Here is a 17768-nt window from a genome sequence, read left to right on the forward strand (position 1 = left end):
AAATCTCTTGGGCTAGAGTCAATTGCGCAGATGGGCGTCAACAGCACGACGCTTTCGTGACGAGATTGCGGGAGCGGCTCAGGCGAGCCGCTCCAGCGCCTCCCTGATCTTGAGCTTGCGGGCTTCGGCCGCCGCCTTGCGCTCGCGATTCTCCTCGACGATCTCCTCCGGCGCGCGCGCCATGAAGTCGGGATTGCCGAGCTTGCGCTCGACCGCGACGATGTCCTGGTCGAGCTTGGCGAGCTCCTTGTTGAGGCGCGCCCGCTCGGCATCGAGATCGATGATCCCCGCCAGCGGCAGCGCCGCGACCTCGCCGCGCACGATGATCTGCGCCGACTGGCCAGGCGCCTGCTCGGCGAACTCGATCGCGGAGAGCCGGGCCAGCCGCTCGATCATCGGCGCCCAGGCCTCGACCGCGGCCCTGGTCGCCGCACTCGCCTTGACCAGCACCAGCGGCACCTGCGTCCCGCCCGGCACGTTCGTCTCGGAGCGGATCGAGCGGATGTCGGAGATGAGATCGACGACGAAGCCGATCTCGGCCTCGGCCGCCTCATCAACGAGCGCGGAGAGTTCGGGCCAGCGCGTCAGGCAGACCAGGCCCGCCTCCCCGGCCGGCACGACGCGCGATGCGCCGGCATTGGCCTTCTGCGCCCAGAGCTCCTCGGTCAGGAACGGCATGAACGGGTGCAGCAGCTGGCAGATCAGGTCGATGACATGGGCGACGGTCGCCTGCGTCTCCGCCCGCGCCGCGGTACCGGCAGCGTCCAGTTCCTCGGCCTGCAGCACCGGCTTCGACAGTTCGAGATACCAGTCGCAGAACTGGCCCCAGACGAAGCGATAGGCCGAATCCGCCGCCTCGTTGAACTTGAAGTCCGCGATCCCTGCAGCGACCGCATCGGCCGTGCGCGCCGCCTCGGAGAGGATCCAGCGGTTGAGCGGCAGCTTGACCGCCGCCGGGTCGAACCCCTCGGCTCGCAGGCAGCCATTGATCTCGGCGAAGCGCGCCGCGTTCCAGATCTTGGTCGCGAAGTTGCGATAGCCCTCGACACGTGAGGTCGCGAGCTTGATGTCACGGCCCTGCGCCGCCATCGCCGCGAAGGTGAAGCGCAGCGCATCCGCGCCATAGGTGTCGATGAGCACCAGCGGGTCGATGACGTTGCCTTTCGACTTCGACATCTTCGCGCCCTTCTCGTCGCGAACCATCGCGTGGAGATAGACGTCGCGGAACGGCACCTCGTCCATGAAGTTGAGGCCCATCATCATCATCCGGGCGACCCAGAAGAAGATGATGTCGAAGCCGGTGACCAAGGTCGCGGTCGGGTAGTAGCGCTTCAGCTCCGGCGTCTCCTCCGGCCAGCCAAGAGTCGAGAACGGCCACAGGGCGGACGAGAACCAGGTGTCGAGCACGTCGTCGTCGCGCCTGAGCGCGACCGGCCCGCCATAATGGCCAAGCGCCAGCGCCTGCGCGCCGGCTTCCGTTTCGGCGACGAAGCATTCGCCGTCCGGCCCGTACCAGGCCGGGATCTGGTGACCCCACCAGAGCTGGCGCGAGACGCACCAGGGCTCGATGTTCTCGAGCCAGTCATTATAGGTCTTGGTCCAGCTTTCCGGCGTGATCCGGGTCCTGCCGTCCTTGACGGCCGCCAGCGCGCGGTCGGCCAGCGGCTTGACGTCGACATACCACTGGTCGGTCAGCCAGGGCTCGATCACCACGTCCGAGCGGTCGCCATGCGGCACGGTGTGGGTGTTCGGCTCGACCTTGCGCAGCAGCCCGCGCGCCTCCATCAGCCCGACCACGGCCTTGCGCGCGGCGAAACGGTCGAGGCCGTCGAGCGCCAGCGTCTCGCGCTCGGGCGCCGTGCCTTCCAGGAAGTCGGCATTATCCTGAATCAGGATGCGAGCTTCGCCGTCCAGGATGTTGACGACCCTGAGGGAATTGCGCTTGCCGACGTCGAAGTCGTTGAAGTCGTGCGCCGGGGTGATCTTGACCGCGCCGGTGCCCTTCTCCGGGTCGGCATAGTCGTCGCCGAAGATCGGGATGACGCGCTTGACCAGCGGCAGGACGGCGCTCCTGCCGATCAGCCCCTTGAGCGTCTCGTTCTCGGGGTGCACCGCGACGCCGGTATCGCCCAGCATCGTCTCCGGCCGGGTGGTCGCGACGGAGATATAGGTCGAGGCGTCCTCCGGATCGTAGGTGGCGCCCTCGATCGGATAGTCGAAATAATAGAGATGTCCGCTCGGGTCCTTGGCGAGCGCCTTCTCCAGCTTGGCGGCGTCGAACGCCTCCTCGCCGCCGCGCTGCCATTTGAACGAGCCGGTCTTCTCGAGCTGCAGCACCTCGATGTCCGAGATCGCGGTCTGGAATTTCGGATCCCAGTTCACCAGCCGCTTGGCGCGGTAGATCAGCCCCTGCCGGTGCAGACCGACGAAGACCTTGAGCACGGCGGCCGAGAGCCCCTCGTCCATGGTGAAGCGCTCGCGCGACCAGTCGCAGGAGGCGCCGAGGCGCTTGAGCTGGTTGACGATCGTCCCGCCAGACTCGGCCTTCCACTTCCAGACCTCAGCCAGGAAGGCCTCGCGGCCCATCGTGCGCCGGTCGGTCTTGTTCTCGGCCGCGAGCTTGCGCTCGACAACCATCTGGGTCGCGATGCCGGCATGGTCGGTGCCGGGCTGCCAGAGCACGTCCTTGCCGCGCAGGCGCTCGAAGCGACAGAGCACGTCCTGCAGCGTATTGTTGAGCGCGTGGCCCATATGCAGCGAGCCGGTGACGTTCGGCGGTGGGATCACGATGCAATAGGGCTCGGCCCCGGGCGCGGCTCCGCGGCCCGCCTTGAAGGCGTCCGCCTCCTCCCAGGCCTTGCTGATGCGCGCCTCGACGGCGGCCGGCTCGAATGTCTTGTCCATCATCGTTTCGCTCGAACGCCAAACGGCCGGGGAACCTGCCCCGGCCGCGATATCATTGGCCAAAAGGTCTGCGGTCTTAAGAGCGCATGCAACGGCCTCGCGTCAACGCTTTCGACGCGGGGGCGCCCCGACAGGCGGGGGTGCTTGAAAATTCCTCGGCCCGCACCGGATGGCGCGGCCACGGAGAACCGGAGCGAAGCGAACCAATGCCATGAGCGCCGGAGACGCCGGCAGGGTTCGCAAGCGCTCTCAGGCGACGTTCGACTCCAGGAACCAGAGCGCCTTGTCGAGCGCCCGCGAATAGCCGGTGAAGATGTCGGCGGTATCGGCATCGCCGGCCTCATCGGCAGAATCGATCGCCGCGCGGACCGACTTCGCAGCCTCGGCATAACGCTCGATCAGCTCGGCGAGGTGATCCTTCACCGAGACGATGTCGGTCGGATAAGCCTTGAGCTTGGTTGCGCCGGCGACGATCTGCACCGTGCCGAGCGCGATGCCGCCGAGCTGCGCCACCCGCTCGGCCACCGTGTCGACATGGGTGTCGAGCTCGGTCCGGAACCCGTCGAGCATCTCGTGGATGGCGATGAAGCCCGGCCCCTTCAGGTTCCAGTGCGCCTGCTTGGTGACGAGCGCGAGATCGATGCCGTCGGCGAGCCGCGCATTGAGCAGCTCGATCATCGTCGTCTTGGTGTTCGACTTCAGGTCGTTGCGGGATTTGAACTTGGCCATGGCAACCTCGCGCCTCGTGAAGGGCGACCATACCAGCAAAGGAGGCAATTCAGCGACCGCGGCAACGGAACCCCGGCCACGCTTCCGCAGTTGGGAGAGGGACTGCAGAAGGAGCCGAGATATGACCCGCAAGAGGGACCAGGACCGCGCCTGGGAGCTGATCGAGGAGATCGGCCTGTGCATGCTCGTCAGCCACGACGAAGGCGGCGAGGTCCTGCGCGCTCGCCCGATGAGCGCCCATCCGCGCCGCGACGAGGATGCGATCTATTTCCTGACCGATCTGCGCTCCCATAAGGACGACGAGATCGAGATCAACGAGACCGTCTGCCTCTGCTTTTCCGGCAGCGGCTCCCACACCTATGTCTCGGTCTCCGGCACGGCCAATCTGCTCGACGATCGCCTCCGGGTGGCCGAACTCTGGTCGCCGGCGGCGCGCGCCTTCTGGGAGAGCAAGGACGATCCGAACATCCGCATCCTCAAGGTGCGCCCTGCTTTGGCGGAGTTCTGGGACAGCCCCGGCAAGATCGTGACCACGGTGAAGATGGCGGCCGCAGCCGTGACCGGCTCGCGGCCCGATCTCGGCAGCAACCGCAAAGTCCTGCTCTGAGGGGGCGACGATGAGATTTCTCGTTCATTTGGTCGGCGCCTGGGTCGCCTCGGAAGCAGCCTCCGGCCGCTATCCTCGTCCGCTGTCGCTCGGCATGCAGCTTCTGGTCTCGCGGCTCGGGCCGCAGACGGCGCTGATGGCACTCGCCGGCTATGCCATCCAGAGCCTCAACGAAGGCGGGGCCTTTGGGTCGCCCCGGACGCAGCGCCGGAAACGGCGCCGCTAGATTATCGCGCGTCCGATCGGACGCTGTCACGATGATCTATCCCGTTGTTATGGCATCGGATTTTACGGAAAATGGATTCCATTTTTCGGTCCGATGTTAGAGCCGAAGCCGTCTCTCACTTTGAGTAGAGCCCGTTCCGATCAACTTGCCCCGCAAGTTGATCGGAACGGACTCTGGACGGCTTCAGCGCCGCCCGCCGCGTGCGACACGCTCGATCTCGGCCCGCACAAGCCGCTCGACCATGGTCGGGAGATTGTCGTCGAGCCAGGTCTTGAGCATCGGCTTCAGCATCTCCTTGACCAGATCCTCCAGCGTGCGCGCATTGTTGCTGAGCACGGTGTTGGCAAGCGCGCCGAAGGCGTTGTGCACGGCAGCGCCGGTCTGGTCCGAGATCAGCGCCGTCATATCCATCGGCGGCGCGGGCTGCGGCTGGATCGGAGGCGGCACGAACATCTGCGGTTGAGGCGGCTCGGGCTCGGGCTCCGGCTGCATCACGGCCTGCGGCTCGACGAAATCGATATCGTCCGCCGGCGCGGCCAGCTCTTCCTCGACGCGCTCGGCTTCTGCCCCGAGATCGAGCACGTCGTCCTCGATCGGCTCTGGCTCTGGTTCCGGCTCGGGCTGCGGCTGTGGGGCCAGCGCGACCGGCTCCGGCGCGGCCTCCTCCGGTGGCGCAGCAGGCTTCTCGTCATCGGCGATGATCCGCCGGATGGAGGCGAGAATCTCCTCCATCGAAGGTTCATTGGCCTTGGGCTGCGCGCTCATGCTGATTCCGGTCACTCGACTCAAGGGACGCCTATGGAATCAGTACGCCCCGCTGCATGAGTATTTCACCGGAAAACCGGCAGGCAAGGCGGCCGGAGGCCGGCCCACAGGAGAAATCCGGAGTGTTGCGCCGGTGCTGCGCTGTCATCCCGGGACGTCGCGTCAGCGAAGGGCCGGGAATCTGGAACCGATTGCCCTCGAAGCGCAGATGCCGTCGCTCTTCCGGACTTGAAGGCAGTTCCGCATTCCGGGTTCAGGCCTTTGGCCTGAACCCGGAAAGACGAGCGGTTCTCAAGCGAGCGAAAGCCGGCTTAGCGCCCGTCCGGCGTCTGCGTGCCCCAGAGCAGGCCCTTGACCTGATCATAGTGCTTGCGGGAGTCGTAGCGCTCGGCCTTGAGCTTCAGCGTGTCGGACGAAAGCCGCCCGGTCGCCGACAGCACCGCATAGGTCGCGACGACACGGTCGCGCTGTGCCGTAACCAGCGTCGAACGGGCGATCACCAGCTCCTGCTGGGCATTGAGCACATCGAGAGTCGTGCGCTGGCCGACCTTGGCCTCCTCGCGTACGCCGGCGAGCGCGGTCTCGGCCGCCTGCACCTGCGCCTGCGCGGCGGTGATCTGCGCCTTGGCCGCATCATGCGCGCCCCAGGCGGACACGACCGCGGCGCGGACGGTGTCGCGCGAGGTGTCGACCTCGATCCGGCGCTGCCCGGCCGTCTCCTTGGCCTGGCGCGTGCGCGAATAGACCTGCCCGCCCTCGTAGATCGGGATGGTCAGCGTCGCCACCGCGCTGGCCGAGGTGCGATTGTCGCCGAAGAACTGGTTGTCGTAGCGCTGCTGGACGACGCCGCGCACACCAAGCACCGGATAGAGATCCGCCTCGGTGACCTTGACCTGCAGCTCCGCCGCATCGACGCCGTGCAGCGCCGCAATGATCGCCGGATGCGCTGTCAACGCGATGTTGAGCGCCGCCGGCAAGGATTTCGGCAGAAGGTTCTCGACAGGCCGGCCGGGCGCGAGCTGCTTCGGCTCGATGCCGATGTTCTGGCGGAAGCGGGCGATCGAGGTCTTCAGGTTGGATTCGGCGAGGATCGCCTGCGATTGGGCCTGCGAGAGGCGAGCTTCGGCCTGCGCGACGTCGGTGCGTGTCACCTCGCCGACCTGAAATCGATCCCGCGTCTGGCGCAGCTGCTCCTCCAGCACCTCGACGTTGTTGCGGTTCAGGTTGAGGATCGCCGTGTCGCGCAGCACGTTCATATAGGAGGTGGCGGCGTCGAGCAGAACGTTCTGCTCAGTGTTTTGCAGGGTCGCGCGGGCGCCGAGCACCTGCGATTCGGCCTGGCTGACGGTGCTGCGGGTCTTGCCGCCGTCGAAGATGTTCTGGTCGACCTGGAGGCCGGCGCCGCGCGGATTGGTTCGCGAGAGGTTGCGGTTATGCGGGCTGCCCGTGCCCTGCGAATTGAACGGCGTGTCGCTCTCGGTGATGCTGGCGCCGATATCGGCGGAGGCCGTGACGCGCGGCCGATAGCCGGAGAGCGCCTGCGGCACGTTTTCGTTGGTGGCGCGTACCGCGGCGCGCTGCGCATTCAGCGTCGGATTGGCTGAATAGGCGCGCGCCAGCGCCGCGTCCATCGTCTGCGCCAGCGCCGGGGAGCCTGCGAGGGCTCCCAGTATGCCGGCGATCACCAGACGGCTCGCGGTCTTCTTCAAAGTCGGTCGCGTTACAATCACTGGACGCCTCTTGTGCGGACTCTAGTCACGCCCAGGCATCGCCCCAGCCTCGGCACTCGATTTAAAATCATAAGCTTTGCAGCTCGCTTCGCCAATGTTGCGAGAGGAACCGGCCGCTTTTCAATTCTGCACTGCCGCATAAATGCGACACTTCGCCGGCGATTAGTACCGACGACCTACCCCTTCTGGGGAAAACCAGCCCTCAGAGAGCAAACACCTCCGCCTTCCGGAACTCGCGCAGCGCGGGCGCCGCCGCATCGAAGACCGGTCGGCCGGAGAGCGATTCGCCCACCTTCCGATAAAGCACGACACGCGCCGAGCGTCCGACGCCCTCGACAACGATCAGTCGCCCACCCTCGCGGACATGATGGAAGAGCGGCTCTGGCGGCGCCTCGCAGGAGCCGCTGACCAGGACCGCGTCGAAGCGGCGCTCCTTCGGCAGGCTCGCGACGAGCTCGGCAGCCGCGACGCCCGGCCGGGCGAAGGCGGTACGCGCCAGCGCCAGTGCGGCCTCGTCCGGCTCCAGCAATGTCGTCCTGGCGCCCATCTCCGCCATCAGCGCCGCGCCGTAGCCCGAGCCGCCGCCATATTCGAGGGCTTCCTCGCCCGGCTGCAGATCGAGCACCTGGATCATCCGCGCCGTCACCATCGGCGCCGGCAGCGCCCGGCTCGTGCCCGGCAGCGGCTCCTGGCGATCGAGATAGGCCAGATGCGACAGCTCGCCCGGCACGAAAACCTCGCGCGGCACCGTGTCGGCCGCGGCGAGCACGGCGCGATCGGTCACGTCATAGGTGCGCAACTGGCAATCGACCATCATGCGCCGCAGTTCGGCGAAGCTGCTCATGCTCAAATCTCCGGAAGAAGGCACCCGGACGGGCACCTCGAGCCTGCCCGCGGTTTCTGGGCGAGGCCGCCGCAAAAGGCAAGGCCGGGTGATGGCGCCGGCTCCTTCGAATGGAGGACGCAGCCGTCCGGGCATCGTCGCAATGCTCGTCACCCATCCCTTTCATCGCGGGTGACGAGCCATGACAGCAAAGCCTTTCTTCTGGTCGGCCCTAATGCTGGCGTGCCATCTCGCCATGCCGGGGCTGGCTCAGGATCATCCCCTCCTCGGCCGCTTCCAAGGGTCGCAGCAGGTCGGGTTCAAGGAAGCGGCCTTCGACGAGGCCCGTATCATCACCGGCCCGATCGACGAGCGCAGCTCGCGCGAGCAGAGCGGCGCCGGCTGGCAGACGGTAGAGGGCAAGGTCTTCACGCTCTACTACAAGCTGCCGCCCGGGCGTACCGGCCTCGAGGCGCTGCGCAACTACCAGGCGAGCCTGTCCAGCGCCGGCTTCGAAATTCCGTTCACCTGCTCGACCGAGGCAGGGAGCTGCTTCAGCGACGGGCGCAAATATCCCGGCCTGTTCCTTGGCCTGGCGCTCGACGGAACCACCGACCTGCCGAAGCTGCAGCTCGGCGATCTCGTTCGCAACTTCTTCGGCAACGGCAATGGCCGCTATCTCTACGCAAGGCTGAACCGGCCGACCGGCACCGTCCATGTCAGCCTCGCCTTCTCCGAAGACGAGAGCCGCGGTCGGACGGTGATCGCGCGCGTCATCGAGGCAGGTGCGATGCAGACAGGCCAGATCCAGGTGGTCGAGGCCAGCCAGCTCGGCCGCGAGATCGACCAGCACGGCCGCGCCAACCTCTATGGCATCCTGTTCGACTACGACAAGGCCGACATCCGGCCGGAATCGCAGCCTCAACTCAAGGCGATCGCCGAGCTGCTCAGCAAGAGCCCGGCCCTGCGGCTGGACGTGGTCGGGCACACCGACAACCAGGGCAGCGCCGCCTACAATCTCAAGCTCTCCGACATGCGCGCCTTCTCGGTCGTCGCCGAGCTGGCGACCCGCTACGGCATCGATCGCAGCCGCCTCAACGCCGTCGGCAAGGGACTTGAGCAGCCTGTCGCGTCGAACGCCGACGAAGCCGGCCGGGCACGCAACCGCCGCGTCGAGCTGGTCCGGCGCTGAGGCATGGCCCGGAGCGACGCACTACCGGTTCCGAACCGGCAGCTCCGCTGCGCGCAGCAAGGCTGCGACCTGGCTCTGCTGACGTGTCCCGGTCTTCCAGAAGATGCGGGCGAGATGGGTGCGCGCCGTCGTGATCTTGATGCCCTGGCGCTGCGCCAGCTCGGCCAGCGACAGGCCGGAGGCAAGGCCTAGGGCCAGTCTCGCTTCGGCCTCGGTCAGATCGAAAAGCCGCTGCACGGTGGTGAGCTGGCCGCTGGCGGGCGCAAGCATCCGCGCCACGATCATCACGTCGCTCGCGCGTCCGGGCAGGGCATAGCTCGCCGGCAGCGGCGTAACGCAGACCGAAAGGTCGCTCCCCTCGAAATCGGGTGCGCGCAGCAGCATCTGGCTCTGCGCGGCGGCGCGATCGCTCGCTCCTGCGACGAGGTCCCTGAGGCCGTTCTGTTCGCGGGGCGCGCGGGCGCATACCTTGCCGCCGCGCAGTCCGAGCGGATTGCCGGGAGCGGCGAGCAGCTCATCGGCAGCTGCGTTCGCATAGGCGAGTTGCAGCGAGCGGTCGACGATGATGATCGCAAGCGACAGCTCGTCGAGCGCCCGCCGCGCCATCTCGCGCTCGATGCTGATGCCGCCGAGCTGCTGGTGCAGCATCGTCACGCGCCGCATCACGGCGGCCAGCCGCTCGAACAGCCCGAACTCATTGGCGTCGAACGGCTCCTGCCAGCGTCCACGCTGGATGTCGAACATCCAGAAGGAGCCGTCGACATCCAGCACGCGGCTGGCCATCCCGCCATACATGTCCTGCGGCGCCATCCATTCGCGCCAGATGCGGCTGTCGCGGAAGCTCTCGCCGAACAGGACATGGTCCCGATAGGCCGAGCCGACCGGGACCGAGGCGACCCGCGCGCCGAAAAAAACGATCTCGGACATCAGCTCGCGATGGCAGAACGCGTTGAGGTCCGGATCGGATACGTTGGTGATCGCGTCGTCGGGATGGGAGTCCGGACCGAAACAGCCGAGGCAGATTTTGGAGCCGCCGAACAGTTGGCGAACCTGCTCGATCGCCGCGGGCATCTGCCCGAAGTCCAGCGCTGCATCCAACAACCCGTCGATGGCCCCGGTGACCACATCGAGATTCGCCCGCGCCATCTCAGTCCTCGGCCAGCCACGCGCCTTGCCGGCGTGACCTGACCTTCCCCCTCGGCCCGGCATCGTCCGCTACGGCACCGGCCGCGGAACGCGCGCCGGAGAATCAGGCTAACCTCATGATCCGGCGCAGCAAAGCCTAAATCTTCCCCAGGGTCACTCGGCAGGCGAGGTTTCAGGCTGGCCGCCGGCGTGCCTTCAGCACCTCGTCGGCCTCCAGCAGCGTCTCGAAGGCGTAGACGAACTTGTCGTCGAGCGTGTCGCCGTACCAGATTTCCGGCACGATCGTGCGGAAGCGGGTATCGAGCAGGTCGGCCAGGGCCTGCGTATCCTTCATCCACTCCAGCATGTCGGCGTAGAGATTGAAGTTGCTCGGCGTCGGGAAGCGGGCGACGAGGTCCTCGAAGCCCTGCTTGACCAAAGCGGGATCGCAAAGCGTGTCCTCGATCTCGTGCTCGCCGACTTCGGTATTGGCCGCCTGGACCAGGGCGTAGAAGCCATAGCCGAAGCGGTCCTTGGTCAATTCGGCGGCGCGCCGGGCGAAGACTTCAAGGTCATGCTCATCGCGGCCGAGCCAGCGCGGCATGATCATCCGGGCAAAGTTGCGGCAGAGGTCGATGTTGTAGCGGTCGAGCGCCCAGGCCGCCTCGAAGCGGCGCTGATACTCGCTGAAGGAATCGGTCTCGGCGCCGCGCCGGAAATGGCTGGCCCGCCAGGCGAAATCCTCCGGATCGGGCTGGCTGTCGAGCACCGCATCCGCCTGCCGCAGGAACCTGCGGAACTGGTCGGCCTGGTCCATATTGACGTCGGCGGCGCAGGCAGTGCCGCGCCAGGCATAGGCCGTCACCCGCAGCGCATCCGCATAGGTCGCCGCCGAGAAGGGCGAGGGATCGTTCTGGAAATAGGCGGCGAAGCCGTCGAGCAGCGCCTCGTGCCGCGGCCCGGCGTCGTCGCTGCCGGGAAGCGCCATGAACTCTTCGAGGAACCAGTCCTTCACCAGCAGGTAGCGCGGCTTGCCGTTCTCGGCGAGATCGCCTTGCACGCGTGCCGCCTCGAAGGCGGCGCGATAGGCCGCGAAATCCCGTTCCTGCCAGGCCCGCCGCATCGCATCGCGCTCGCCGAAGAGGCGCGGAATCTCGTCATGCAGGAAGAGCGAGTGCAGATCGTAGTCCCGCAGCAGGATCTCGTAATTGGTCAGTTCCTCGGCCAGCTCCGCGGCTGGCCTGCCCAGCACCTTGTCGCGCACGCTGCGGACGAGATCCTTCCAACCCATGCCGTCCCCTTCCCCGCCCCGCCCCGCCGGCGCCTTACATGGCCGCTCGGCATCGGTGCCTTGCGGAAATCAGCGCCGCTCTCGCCAAATTTGCCCTGCATCCGCCGCCGTATCGCCGCTCCGCCAGCGGATATCTCTGACGCGGGCGAACGATCGGGCAAGCCGGGCGTTTCAGCTGGGTGGCAACGACCGAGGTGACATGGGCTTTCCCTCCGCGCGGCAAGAGCTGAGAACCGCCTTCAGGCGGATCGAAGCCGAGCTCCCTCCCCGCTTCGCCAAGGCGATGCGCTGGCTCCGGCATCGTGATTCGCGCCTGATCAGGATTCCAGCCGGACTCGGCCTGATCATCGGCGGCGTCTTCTCGTTCCTGCCGATTCTCGGGGTCTGGATGCTGCCGCTGGGCCTGATGCTGCTCGCAGCCGATATCCCGTTTCTGCAACGGCCGATGGCGCGCTTCGCGACCTGGTGCCTCGGGTTGATCGAGCGCTTCAGGCGTCGTCGCTCGGGCTGATGAATCAGCGCCGTGCGCGAGGAGAACCCGCCCCGGCGGGGCATCATCGGGAGATCAGCGCGTGAAAGGGAATTTGGAGGCCTCGCCCGGAATCGAACCGGGGTGCAAGGATTTGCAGTCCTCTGCGTAACCACTCCGCCACGAGGCCATCCCGGAGCGGCTCGAAGCGCGCTCCTCGGCGGGCGTATAACCACATGCCGCAGCGCGCCGCAACCGAAACTCTCTCGGCAATGTGAATTGACGCTGGGGCAGACCGGGCGGCCACGATTTTCTCGACGTTGATGCCAGCAAAAGGCTTGCACCTTCCCGGCAGCGTCGCTATACGCCGCCCACCGATCCCGGATAGCTCAGCGGTAGAGCAATCGACTGTTAATCGATTGGTCGCAGGTTCGAATCCTGCTCCGGGAGCCAGCAGTTTCAAGGGCTTGAGCGGCGACCGCTTGAGCCCTTTTGCTTTCCGGAGACGGAAAATGGTGCAGCGCGAGAGGCAAACAGCGGTGCTGCGGTTCTTCGGGCTCGAGCTATCCGTGCGCCGCTGGGCCGCCCTGATCGGTTGGGGCGCAGTCGCCCTCGTCATCGTCGCGACCTTGTCCCCGATCGGCGCTCGCCCGCATATCGCGCATCTCGGACCGCAGATCGAACGTTTCGCCGCCTATCTGGTCGCCGCCGCGGCGCTCGCCATCGCCTATCCGGCGCGCAAAGGCGTGATTCTCCTGTGCATCATCGCCGGCGCCGCCGGACTCGAACTCGCCCAGCACTTCGAAGCGAGCCGGCATGCCCGTGCGCTGGATGCGCTGGTCAAGATCACGGGTGGCCTGAGCGGGCTTGTCGTCGTCACCCTGTGCGAGCGGCTCTGGTCGAAGCGTGTCGCCCCGGCGGCAACCCGCCGCACGAGCTGATTCTCTCGTGTCACCTCTCGCTCGATAGCGAGCGGGTTGATGCACCCATCCAAGCGCCGTGCGGCTAAGGGCTGAGACTGCCTGCCGTCGTGCCCGGCAATGGCAGGGGCCGGACCGCATGGATCCCGCGCTCCGTCACGATGCGCGTATAGGCTTCGGCCGCGCATTCATTTCGCGTCGCCCGGTGCCAGAGCTCCTGCCAGCTCCTCGGGGCGAACATCACCAGCGTATGCCGGAACGAGCCGCCCTCGCGTTCGAGGACGCAGGCGCAAGCCGCCGTCTCGACGATGTCGGTGGCCTGAGCGCGACAGTGCTGATGCGCGGCGCGGTCGTCGCGCGCCTCCCGCTCCCCTTCGTAGAGAACGCCGGTCGCCAGCACGGCGAAAAGCAGCACGGGCAGGCTCCACAGCAGCCGGCCGCCTGCAGGCGAGGTCTCACGCTCCTGCTGGACCTGGCTCATGGTGGGGTCTCGTCCGTCATCTCATTTCCGACTCAAGCGACGCGATGGGACACGGCAGCGGGCGGCGTTCACGGCGCAGCCCGCTGCCTCCCGTCATGCTCAGGCCGAGCGGGCCATCGGCTCCGGACGCACGACGCTGAGACGCGTGGAGCCCTGCTCGCCACCGATCCTGAAGGTCGCGACCAGCCCGTTGAGTCGCTGGATCTGGTCCGAGAGCGAGGTCGCCGAGGCGGCGCTCTCCTCGGCCAACGCCGCGTTCTGCTGGGTCATCTCGTCCATATGGGCGACGGTCTGGCTCATCTCGTCGATGCCGTTCGCCTGCTCGGCGGAAGCCGTCGAGATGTCGGAGACCGTGGCCGAGACGCGCTTCGACGCCTCGACGATTCGGCCGAGCACCTCGCCCGCCTCCCTGACCAGGCTGACGCCCTGATCGACCTTGGCACCCGATTCGTTGATCAGGGCGGTGATATCCTTCGCGGCCACGCTGGAGCGCTGCGCCAAGGTACGGACCTCGGAGGCGACGACCGCAAAGCCCTTGCCGGCATCGCCGGCCCGGGCCGCTTCGACCGCCGCGTTGAGCGCCAGCAGATTGGTCTGGAAGGCGATCTCGTCGATCACAGAGGTGATGTCGGAGATCTTGCGCGAGGCTTGCTCGATCTGCGTCATCGCCTCGATCGCACTGCCGACGATCGCGCCGCCCTGCACCGCGATTTGGGTCGCCTCGCCGGCCAGCGCCGCAGCCTGCCGCGACGAGCTGGCCGAGGCCTTGACCGAGGCTGCCAGCTCCTCGGTCGTCGCCGCAGTCTCCTCCAGCGAGGAGGCCTGCTCCTCGGTGCGCTTGGAGAGATCGTCGGCGCCCATGTTGATCTCGCGCGCGGCGGTGCCGACGTCCGAGGCCGTGGTCTGGATCGTCTTGACCGTCTCGGCCAGCCGGTTGACGGCGCGGTTGAAGTCGTCGCGCAGCTTCTGATAGTCGGCCGCGACTTGGTCGCCGATGCGATAGGTCAGGTCGCCCTGCGCCAGCAGGTCGAGCCCATTGGCGAGCAAGGTGACAACCTGCTGCTGCTCCTTGGCGAGCTTCTCGCGCTCGATCTCGGCGCGGCGCCGTTCCGCTTCGTTCTTTTCGCGCTCGGCGGCGGTCACGCGCTCCTGCTCGCTCGCCTGCGCCTCGAGGCGCTTCATCTCCAGGCCGTTTTCCTTGAAGACGAGCACGGTCTTGGCCATCAGCCCGACCTCGTCCCGGCGCTGGCTGCTCTCGACAGCGGCATCGAAATCACCGCTCGCGAGCTTGTCCATGGCGCCGCGCAGGCGCGCCAGCGGGCCGGTGATGGTCTTTGCCGACATCAGCAGCGCGAGCCCGATGCCGAGCAGGATGCCGGCGAGGCTCAGCCCCAGCATCAATTTGGTGGTGAAAGCGATATCGCTCCTCATCGCGGCGGACTGGGTGTCGACTTCTTTCAGCACGGTGCTGCTGAGCGTCACCACGGCCTCTGCCAGCTCGGCGGTCTTGGCATCGGCCCTGTCCATGATCGCCAGCGCCTTGGCGTTCTCGTCGCGGGCTCCCAGAGCAATCGCCTCGTCGAGCGAATTCTTCATCTCCCTCACGCCGGCGAGCAGGCGGTCGAACTCCGCTTTTTGTTGCGGCTCCTTGGCGGCGGCAGCCGCCAATTGCGCCGTCGCTCGCTGATAGGATGCGTTCATCTGGGTAATGCCGTCCTGTCCACCCTTCGAACCAGCGGGGTAGGCAATGACTTTATAGGACTGCGCCAGCATGTCGTTGACACGCCGCGCCGCCCGGCCGGTCTCGAACAGCGCCGGCGGAGCTGTATCGAGCATCTCACTATAGACTGCATCGGCGCGGGCGAGTTCCCGGCTGATGAAGACAGACGCCGCCAGGCCGATCAGACCGACGAGGGTGACGGCACCCGCGATCTTGGTGCCGATGCGGATATTGCTCAGGTTGAATGCAGAGTTGGCCATGATTTCCCGCGCCCAGAACGACGATGAAAAAACCTGTGCCGTCAAAGTAAAAAAATAGAAAACGATTCAGAATACGCAAAAAAAATCCCGCCATCAGCGGGGGGTGCTGATAGCGGGATCGATATAGACCTTGAGATCTCCATCGAAGAACGATGAAAATTCAAACACAACTAGATCATAGGTCATTTTGACTGTGACGTGACGGGAGGCCTCACGTCGTCAGCCAAATCAAGGGGAGGTACTTGGTAAGCTGAAATTCCGCATCTCCAGCGCGTCGCCCACGCCCTGGAGAGGTGTAGCCCCAGCTTACCGATTCGATCCTCGGCCAAAGCGCGCCGGTCCGATATCCGAAAAGCGAAAGCATCTGTCCGGAAAGCGTAATCCGATACCTGCCCCGCACTGCGACCGCTCTGCCGTGATGCGAAAATCACAGACGCGTGGACGGAAGGAAGCACCGGATATGCGTATGCCCCTGGCGCCGGCCCGGTATTGCGCCGCCGACCCCGCCGCGACTCAGCTTGCCTCACCGAACCAGGAGCAGCCGATCGACAGGCCACAACCGGATAAGAAAAATCCCTTATAGCTCTCAAAAAGAGAGGAAAATTCTCTTCTCCTGCCTGGAGCCGGTCAAAATCCCTCGCTGCCGCGATACCGCCATTTTTATCTCGGGATACGACTAAAGTCGCTCGCCCCGACATTGTGGCCGCACGGATCGTGCGGCGAAGAAGCAGTGAAGGTTGCATGACGCAGCAGGGGCGCGCGCACTATCCAGCCGACGCAGAGCAGGATGACTTGCTGGCGCGTCATAATCAGTTCGAAACCGATAATGCTACCGCCGCCTGCCGGCAGACGATCCTCTTCGAGCGCCAGGATTTTCTCGAACCGCTCGATCGGGAGGAGCCTTTTCGCATGTCGATCAACTCCGTGTTGCTCGACGATATCCGCATCAGCGCCGTGAAGACCAGCGGCCACCGCGTGCGTCTTGTCGAGGACGAGAACGTCACCCTGCTGCTGCCCTGGACCGGAACAATCGAGACCGACGACATCGGCCGTCGGATCACCGCGAATACGGAATCGATGCTGATTCCGACGCCGGGAGCACGCACCACCGTCTGCGAGCCGGGCTATCTTGGGCTCGTGGTCCAGCTTCCGCTGACGCGGCTGCGCAGCGCCGCTGCGCTCAACCCCGACGACCGCTGGCGCCCGGACGGACAGGCGCCGGGGCTGATGAGCGTCACCGCCGGGCAGGGTGCCGCGCTCGGCCGCCATCTGCGCCATCTCGCCTACGAGCTCGACCAGCCGGATACGCTGCTCGTGGCACGCGGCGCCGCCAACGCCGCGGCGCTGATGGTGACCGAGCTGCTCGGCTCCGCCTGGCAGGCGGGGGCGGCAGGCTCCGAACAGAGCGTCAGGTCGGCCGGCATGGCCCAGGTCGCGCTCGCCGAAGAGATCATGCGCGCGAAATCCGACGACGCGCTCTCGATCACGGCGCTCGCCGCCAGGGTCGGCGTCAGCACCCGATCGCTGCAGCTCGCCTTCCGCCAGTATCGCGGGGTCGGGCCGCGCCAGATCCTCGAGGATTTCCGCCTCGACGCCGCCCATGCCAGGCTGTTCGCCGCCGCGCCCGGGGACAACGTCACGCGGATCGCGCTCGATTGCGGCGTCACTCATCTCGGCCGCTTCGCCACGCGCTACCGCACCCGTTTCGGCGAGACGCCGCTGGCGACCTTGCGCCGCCGCCGGAGCTGACGGAGCCGCGGCGCGCTATCCCGGCTGCACGCTGGCGAAGGCTTCGGCAATCCGCTGCGGCGCCGCCGGGCGGGCATACATGCGCTCGAGATAGCGCTGCAGCCGCGGGAAGCCGTCGAGCAATCCCACCTCGTTCGCCCAGTCCATCAGATAGGCGGTGACACAGTCGGTAGCCCCCATCTTGTCGCCGACGATGAAGTCGCGACCCTCCATATGGGCTTCCAGCACGGCCGCCATGCGCCGGAACTCCTCGCTGGCCAGCACGATGTCCTGCGGCAGCCGCTGCTCCTCGGGATAGAGGAAGCTGTGCTTGGTGATGCGCCAGAGCGGCTGCTCCAGCTCGGTCATCGCGAACAGGATCCAGCGATAGGCCTGCGCCCGCTCGTCGAGATCATCCGGCAGCAGGCGCTTCTCCGGGAATTTCTCGGCCAGATAGAGGATGATCGCCGCCGATTCCGGCAGGACATTGTCGCCGTCGACCAGCACCGGCAGCTTGCCGGCCGGGTTGATCGCCAGGAATTCCGGCGTCTGCGCCTCGCCGCCGAGCAGGTCGACATGGATATAGTCGAACGGCACGCCGAGTTCCTTCAGGCCCCACAGGGCACGCAGCGTCCGCGTCGGCCCGAAGCCATAGAGCTTCATCATCGCTCTCTCCTATACATACCGATTGGTTTGTATTGACGGCACTCCGACTGACAACCTCTGTCAGCATTCTCGATCGCGGCCTCCGGCAACGCCATCATCGCGCCACCATCGCGGCTAGTTTGACGCCTTCCT

General features: G+C 66.3%; 16 protein-coding genes and 2 tRNA genes. 7 read left to right on the plus strand and 11 right to left on the minus strand.

Annotated elements, in window-relative coordinates; translation table 11 throughout:
• Positions 1-78 precede the first annotated feature (78 nt).
• Positions 79-2907 carry a valine--tRNA ligase gene (locus tag ASE66_RS18210; protein ID WP_057191143.1) on the minus strand — a complete coding sequence of 943 codons (2829 nt, stop codon included), beginning with the start codon at positions 2905-2907 and terminating at the stop codon, positions 79-81.
• A 246-nt stretch (positions 2908-3153) separates the two neighbouring features.
• Positions 3154-3633, minus strand: a complete 480-nt coding sequence (gene dps, locus ASE66_RS18215) for a DNA starvation/stationary phase protection protein Dps (protein WP_057191144.1) — start codon at positions 3631-3633, stop codon at positions 3154-3156.
• A 121-nt stretch (positions 3634-3754) separates the two neighbouring features.
• Between dps and ASE66_RS18220 the strand changes: the two genes are divergently transcribed.
• A complete protein-coding gene (locus ASE66_RS18220; protein ID WP_057191145.1) occupies positions 3755-4240 on the plus strand; it encodes a pyridoxamine 5'-phosphate oxidase family protein in 486 nt (161 codons plus the stop codon).
• 10 nt (positions 4241-4250) lie between these two features.
• Positions 4251-4466 carry a hypothetical protein gene (locus ASE66_RS18225; RefSeq protein WP_156412222.1) on the plus strand — a complete coding sequence of 72 codons (216 nt, stop codon included), beginning with the start codon at positions 4251-4253 and terminating at the stop codon, positions 4464-4466.
• A gap of 183 nt (positions 4467-4649) precedes the next feature.
• On the opposite strand, the gene ASE66_RS18230 is transcribed toward ASE66_RS18225, so the two are convergent.
• The 3 genes from ASE66_RS18230 to ASE66_RS18240 form a co-directional block, all read right to left on the minus strand.
• Positions 4650-5231: a PopZ family protein gene (locus ASE66_RS18230; protein WP_164470444.1), complete on the minus strand. Its 582-nt coding sequence runs from the start codon at positions 5229-5231 to the stop codon at positions 4650-4652.
• A gap of 311 nt (positions 5232-5542) precedes the next feature.
• Positions 5543-6940, minus strand: a complete 1398-nt coding sequence (locus ASE66_RS18235; RefSeq protein ID WP_244494977.1) for a TolC family outer membrane protein — start codon at positions 6938-6940, stop codon at positions 5543-5545.
• Between the two features lie 223 nt (positions 6941-7163).
• The gene (locus ASE66_RS18240; protein ID WP_057191147.1) at positions 7164-7805 is read right to left on the minus strand and encodes a protein-L-isoaspartate O-methyltransferase family protein; all 642 of its coding nucleotides are present in this window, start codon (positions 7803-7805) and stop codon (positions 7164-7166) included.
• Between the two features lie 181 nt (positions 7806-7986).
• Between ASE66_RS18240 and ASE66_RS18245 the strand changes: the two genes are divergently transcribed.
• Positions 7987-8976, plus strand: a complete 990-nt coding sequence (locus ASE66_RS18245) for an OmpA family protein (RefSeq protein WP_082613550.1) — start codon at positions 7987-7989, stop codon at positions 8974-8976.
• A gap of 21 nt (positions 8977-8997) precedes the next feature.
• Here ASE66_RS18245 and ASE66_RS18250 read toward each other — a convergent pair whose 3' ends face one another.
• Both ASE66_RS18250 and ASE66_RS18255 read right to left on the minus strand, forming a co-directional pair.
• Entirely contained in the window at positions 8998-10122 is a 1125-nt protein-coding gene (locus ASE66_RS18250) for a helix-turn-helix transcriptional regulator (RefSeq protein WP_057191149.1), read from the minus strand.
• A gap of 172 nt (positions 10123-10294) precedes the next feature.
• The gene (locus tag ASE66_RS18255; protein WP_057191150.1) at positions 10295-11392 is read right to left on the minus strand and encodes a hypothetical protein; all 1098 of its coding nucleotides are present in this window, start codon (positions 11390-11392) and stop codon (positions 10295-10297) included.
• 199 nt (positions 11393-11591) lie between these two features.
• Here ASE66_RS18255 and ASE66_RS18260 point away from each other — a divergent pair, with 199 nt between their 5' ends.
• Positions 11592-11903, plus strand: coding sequence for a hypothetical protein (locus tag ASE66_RS18260; protein ID WP_057191151.1), 312 nt, complete (start codon positions 11592-11594; stop codon positions 11901-11903).
• A 74-nt stretch (positions 11904-11977) separates the two neighbouring features.
• On the opposite strand, the gene ASE66_RS18265 is transcribed toward ASE66_RS18260, so the two are convergent.
• Positions 11978-12051: transfer RNA gene (locus ASE66_RS18265), tRNA-Cys, on the minus strand.
• Positions 12052-12239: 188 nt separating this feature from the next.
• Between ASE66_RS18265 and ASE66_RS18270 the strand changes: the two genes are divergently transcribed.
• Both ASE66_RS18270 and ASE66_RS18275 read left to right on the plus strand, forming a co-directional pair.
• A tRNA-Asn gene (locus ASE66_RS18270) sits at positions 12240-12314 on the plus strand.
• A 59-nt stretch (positions 12315-12373) separates the two neighbouring features.
• Positions 12374-12802, plus strand: a complete 429-nt coding sequence (locus ASE66_RS18275) for a hypothetical protein (RefSeq protein ID WP_057191152.1) — start codon at positions 12374-12376, stop codon at positions 12800-12802.
• 64 nt (positions 12803-12866) lie between these two features.
• Here the strand turns inward: ASE66_RS18275 and ASE66_RS18280 are convergent, their stop codons facing one another.
• Together ASE66_RS18280 and ASE66_RS18285 are read right to left on the minus strand one after the other, a co-directional pair.
• Positions 12867-13262: a hypothetical protein gene (locus ASE66_RS18280; protein ID WP_057191153.1), complete on the minus strand. Its 396-nt coding sequence runs from the start codon at positions 13260-13262 to the stop codon at positions 12867-12869.
• A gap of 99 nt (positions 13263-13361) precedes the next feature.
• Positions 13362-15242: a methyl-accepting chemotaxis protein gene (locus ASE66_RS18285; protein WP_057191154.1), complete on the minus strand. Its 1881-nt coding sequence runs from the start codon at positions 15240-15242 to the stop codon at positions 13362-13364.
• Between the two features lie 741 nt (positions 15243-15983).
• On the opposite strand from ASE66_RS18285, the gene ASE66_RS18290 reads away from it, so the two are divergent.
• Positions 15984-16991, plus strand: coding sequence for an AraC family transcriptional regulator (locus ASE66_RS18290; RefSeq protein WP_057191155.1), 1008 nt, complete (start codon positions 15984-15986; stop codon positions 16989-16991).
• 15 nt (positions 16992-17006) lie between these two features.
• On the opposite strand, the gene ASE66_RS18295 is transcribed toward ASE66_RS18290, so the two are convergent.
• Complete coding sequence (locus ASE66_RS18295) at positions 17007-17636, minus strand: glutathione S-transferase family protein (RefSeq protein WP_156412224.1); 630 nt, start codon at positions 17634-17636, stop codon at positions 17007-17009.
• Positions 17637-17768 lie beyond the last annotated feature (132 nt).

The sequence above is a fragment of the Allobosea sp. Root483D1 genome (genome assembly GCF_001429505.1).
Lineage (GTDB): Bacteria > Pseudomonadota > Alphaproteobacteria > Rhizobiales > Beijerinckiaceae > Allobosea.

Bases quoted from the DNA above. Each gene is read 5' to 3' on its own strand.
- ASE66_RS18285 (WP_057191154.1), bottom strand. From the start codon at position 15,242: ATGGCCAACTCTGCATTCAACCTGAGCAATATCCGCATCGGCACCAAG.
- ASE66_RS18240 (WP_057191147.1), bottom strand. From the start codon at position 7,805: ATGAGCAGCTTCGCCGAACTGCGGCGCATGATGGTCGATTGCCAGTTG.
- ASE66_RS18230 (WP_164470444.1), bottom strand. From the start codon at position 5,231: ATGAGCGCGCAGCCCAAGGCCAATGAACCTTCGATGGAGGAGATTCTC.
- ASE66_RS18225 (WP_156412222.1), top strand. From the start codon at position 4,251: ATGAGATTTCTCGTTCATTTGGTCGGCGCCTGGGTCGCCTCGGAAGCA.
- ASE66_RS18250 (WP_057191149.1), bottom strand. From the start codon at position 10,122: ATGGCGCGGGCGAATCTCGATGTGGTCACCGGGGCCATCGACGGGTTG.
- ASE66_RS18295 (WP_156412224.1), bottom strand. From the start codon at position 17,636: ATGATGAAGCTCTATGGCTTCGGGCCGACGCGGACGCTGCGTGCCCTG.
- ASE66_RS18290 (WP_057191155.1), top strand. From the start codon at position 15,984: ATGACGCAGCAGGGGCGCGCGCACTATCCAGCCGACGCAGAGCAGGAT.
- ASE66_RS18260 (WP_057191151.1), top strand. From the start codon at position 11,592: ATGGGCTTTCCCTCCGCGCGGCAAGAGCTGAGAACCGCCTTCAGGCGG.
- ASE66_RS18210 (WP_057191143.1), bottom strand. From the start codon at position 2,907: ATGATGGACAAGACATTCGAGCCGGCCGCCGTCGAGGCGCGCATCAGC.
- ASE66_RS18245 (WP_082613550.1), top strand. From the start codon at position 7,987: ATGACAGCAAAGCCTTTCTTCTGGTCGGCCCTAATGCTGGCGTGCCAT.
- dps (WP_057191144.1), bottom strand. From the start codon at position 3,633: ATGGCCAAGTTCAAATCCCGCAACGACCTGAAGTCGAACACCAAGACG.
- ASE66_RS18255 (WP_057191150.1), bottom strand. From the start codon at position 11,392: ATGGGTTGGAAGGATCTCGTCCGCAGCGTGCGCGACAAGGTGCTGGGC.
- ASE66_RS18280 (WP_057191153.1), bottom strand. From the start codon at position 13,262: ATGAGCCAGGTCCAGCAGGAGCGTGAGACCTCGCCTGCAGGCGGCCGG.
- ASE66_RS18275 (WP_057191152.1), top strand. From the start codon at position 12,374: ATGGTGCAGCGCGAGAGGCAAACAGCGGTGCTGCGGTTCTTCGGGCTC.
- ASE66_RS18220 (WP_057191145.1), top strand. From the start codon at position 3,755: ATGACCCGCAAGAGGGACCAGGACCGCGCCTGGGAGCTGATCGAGGAG.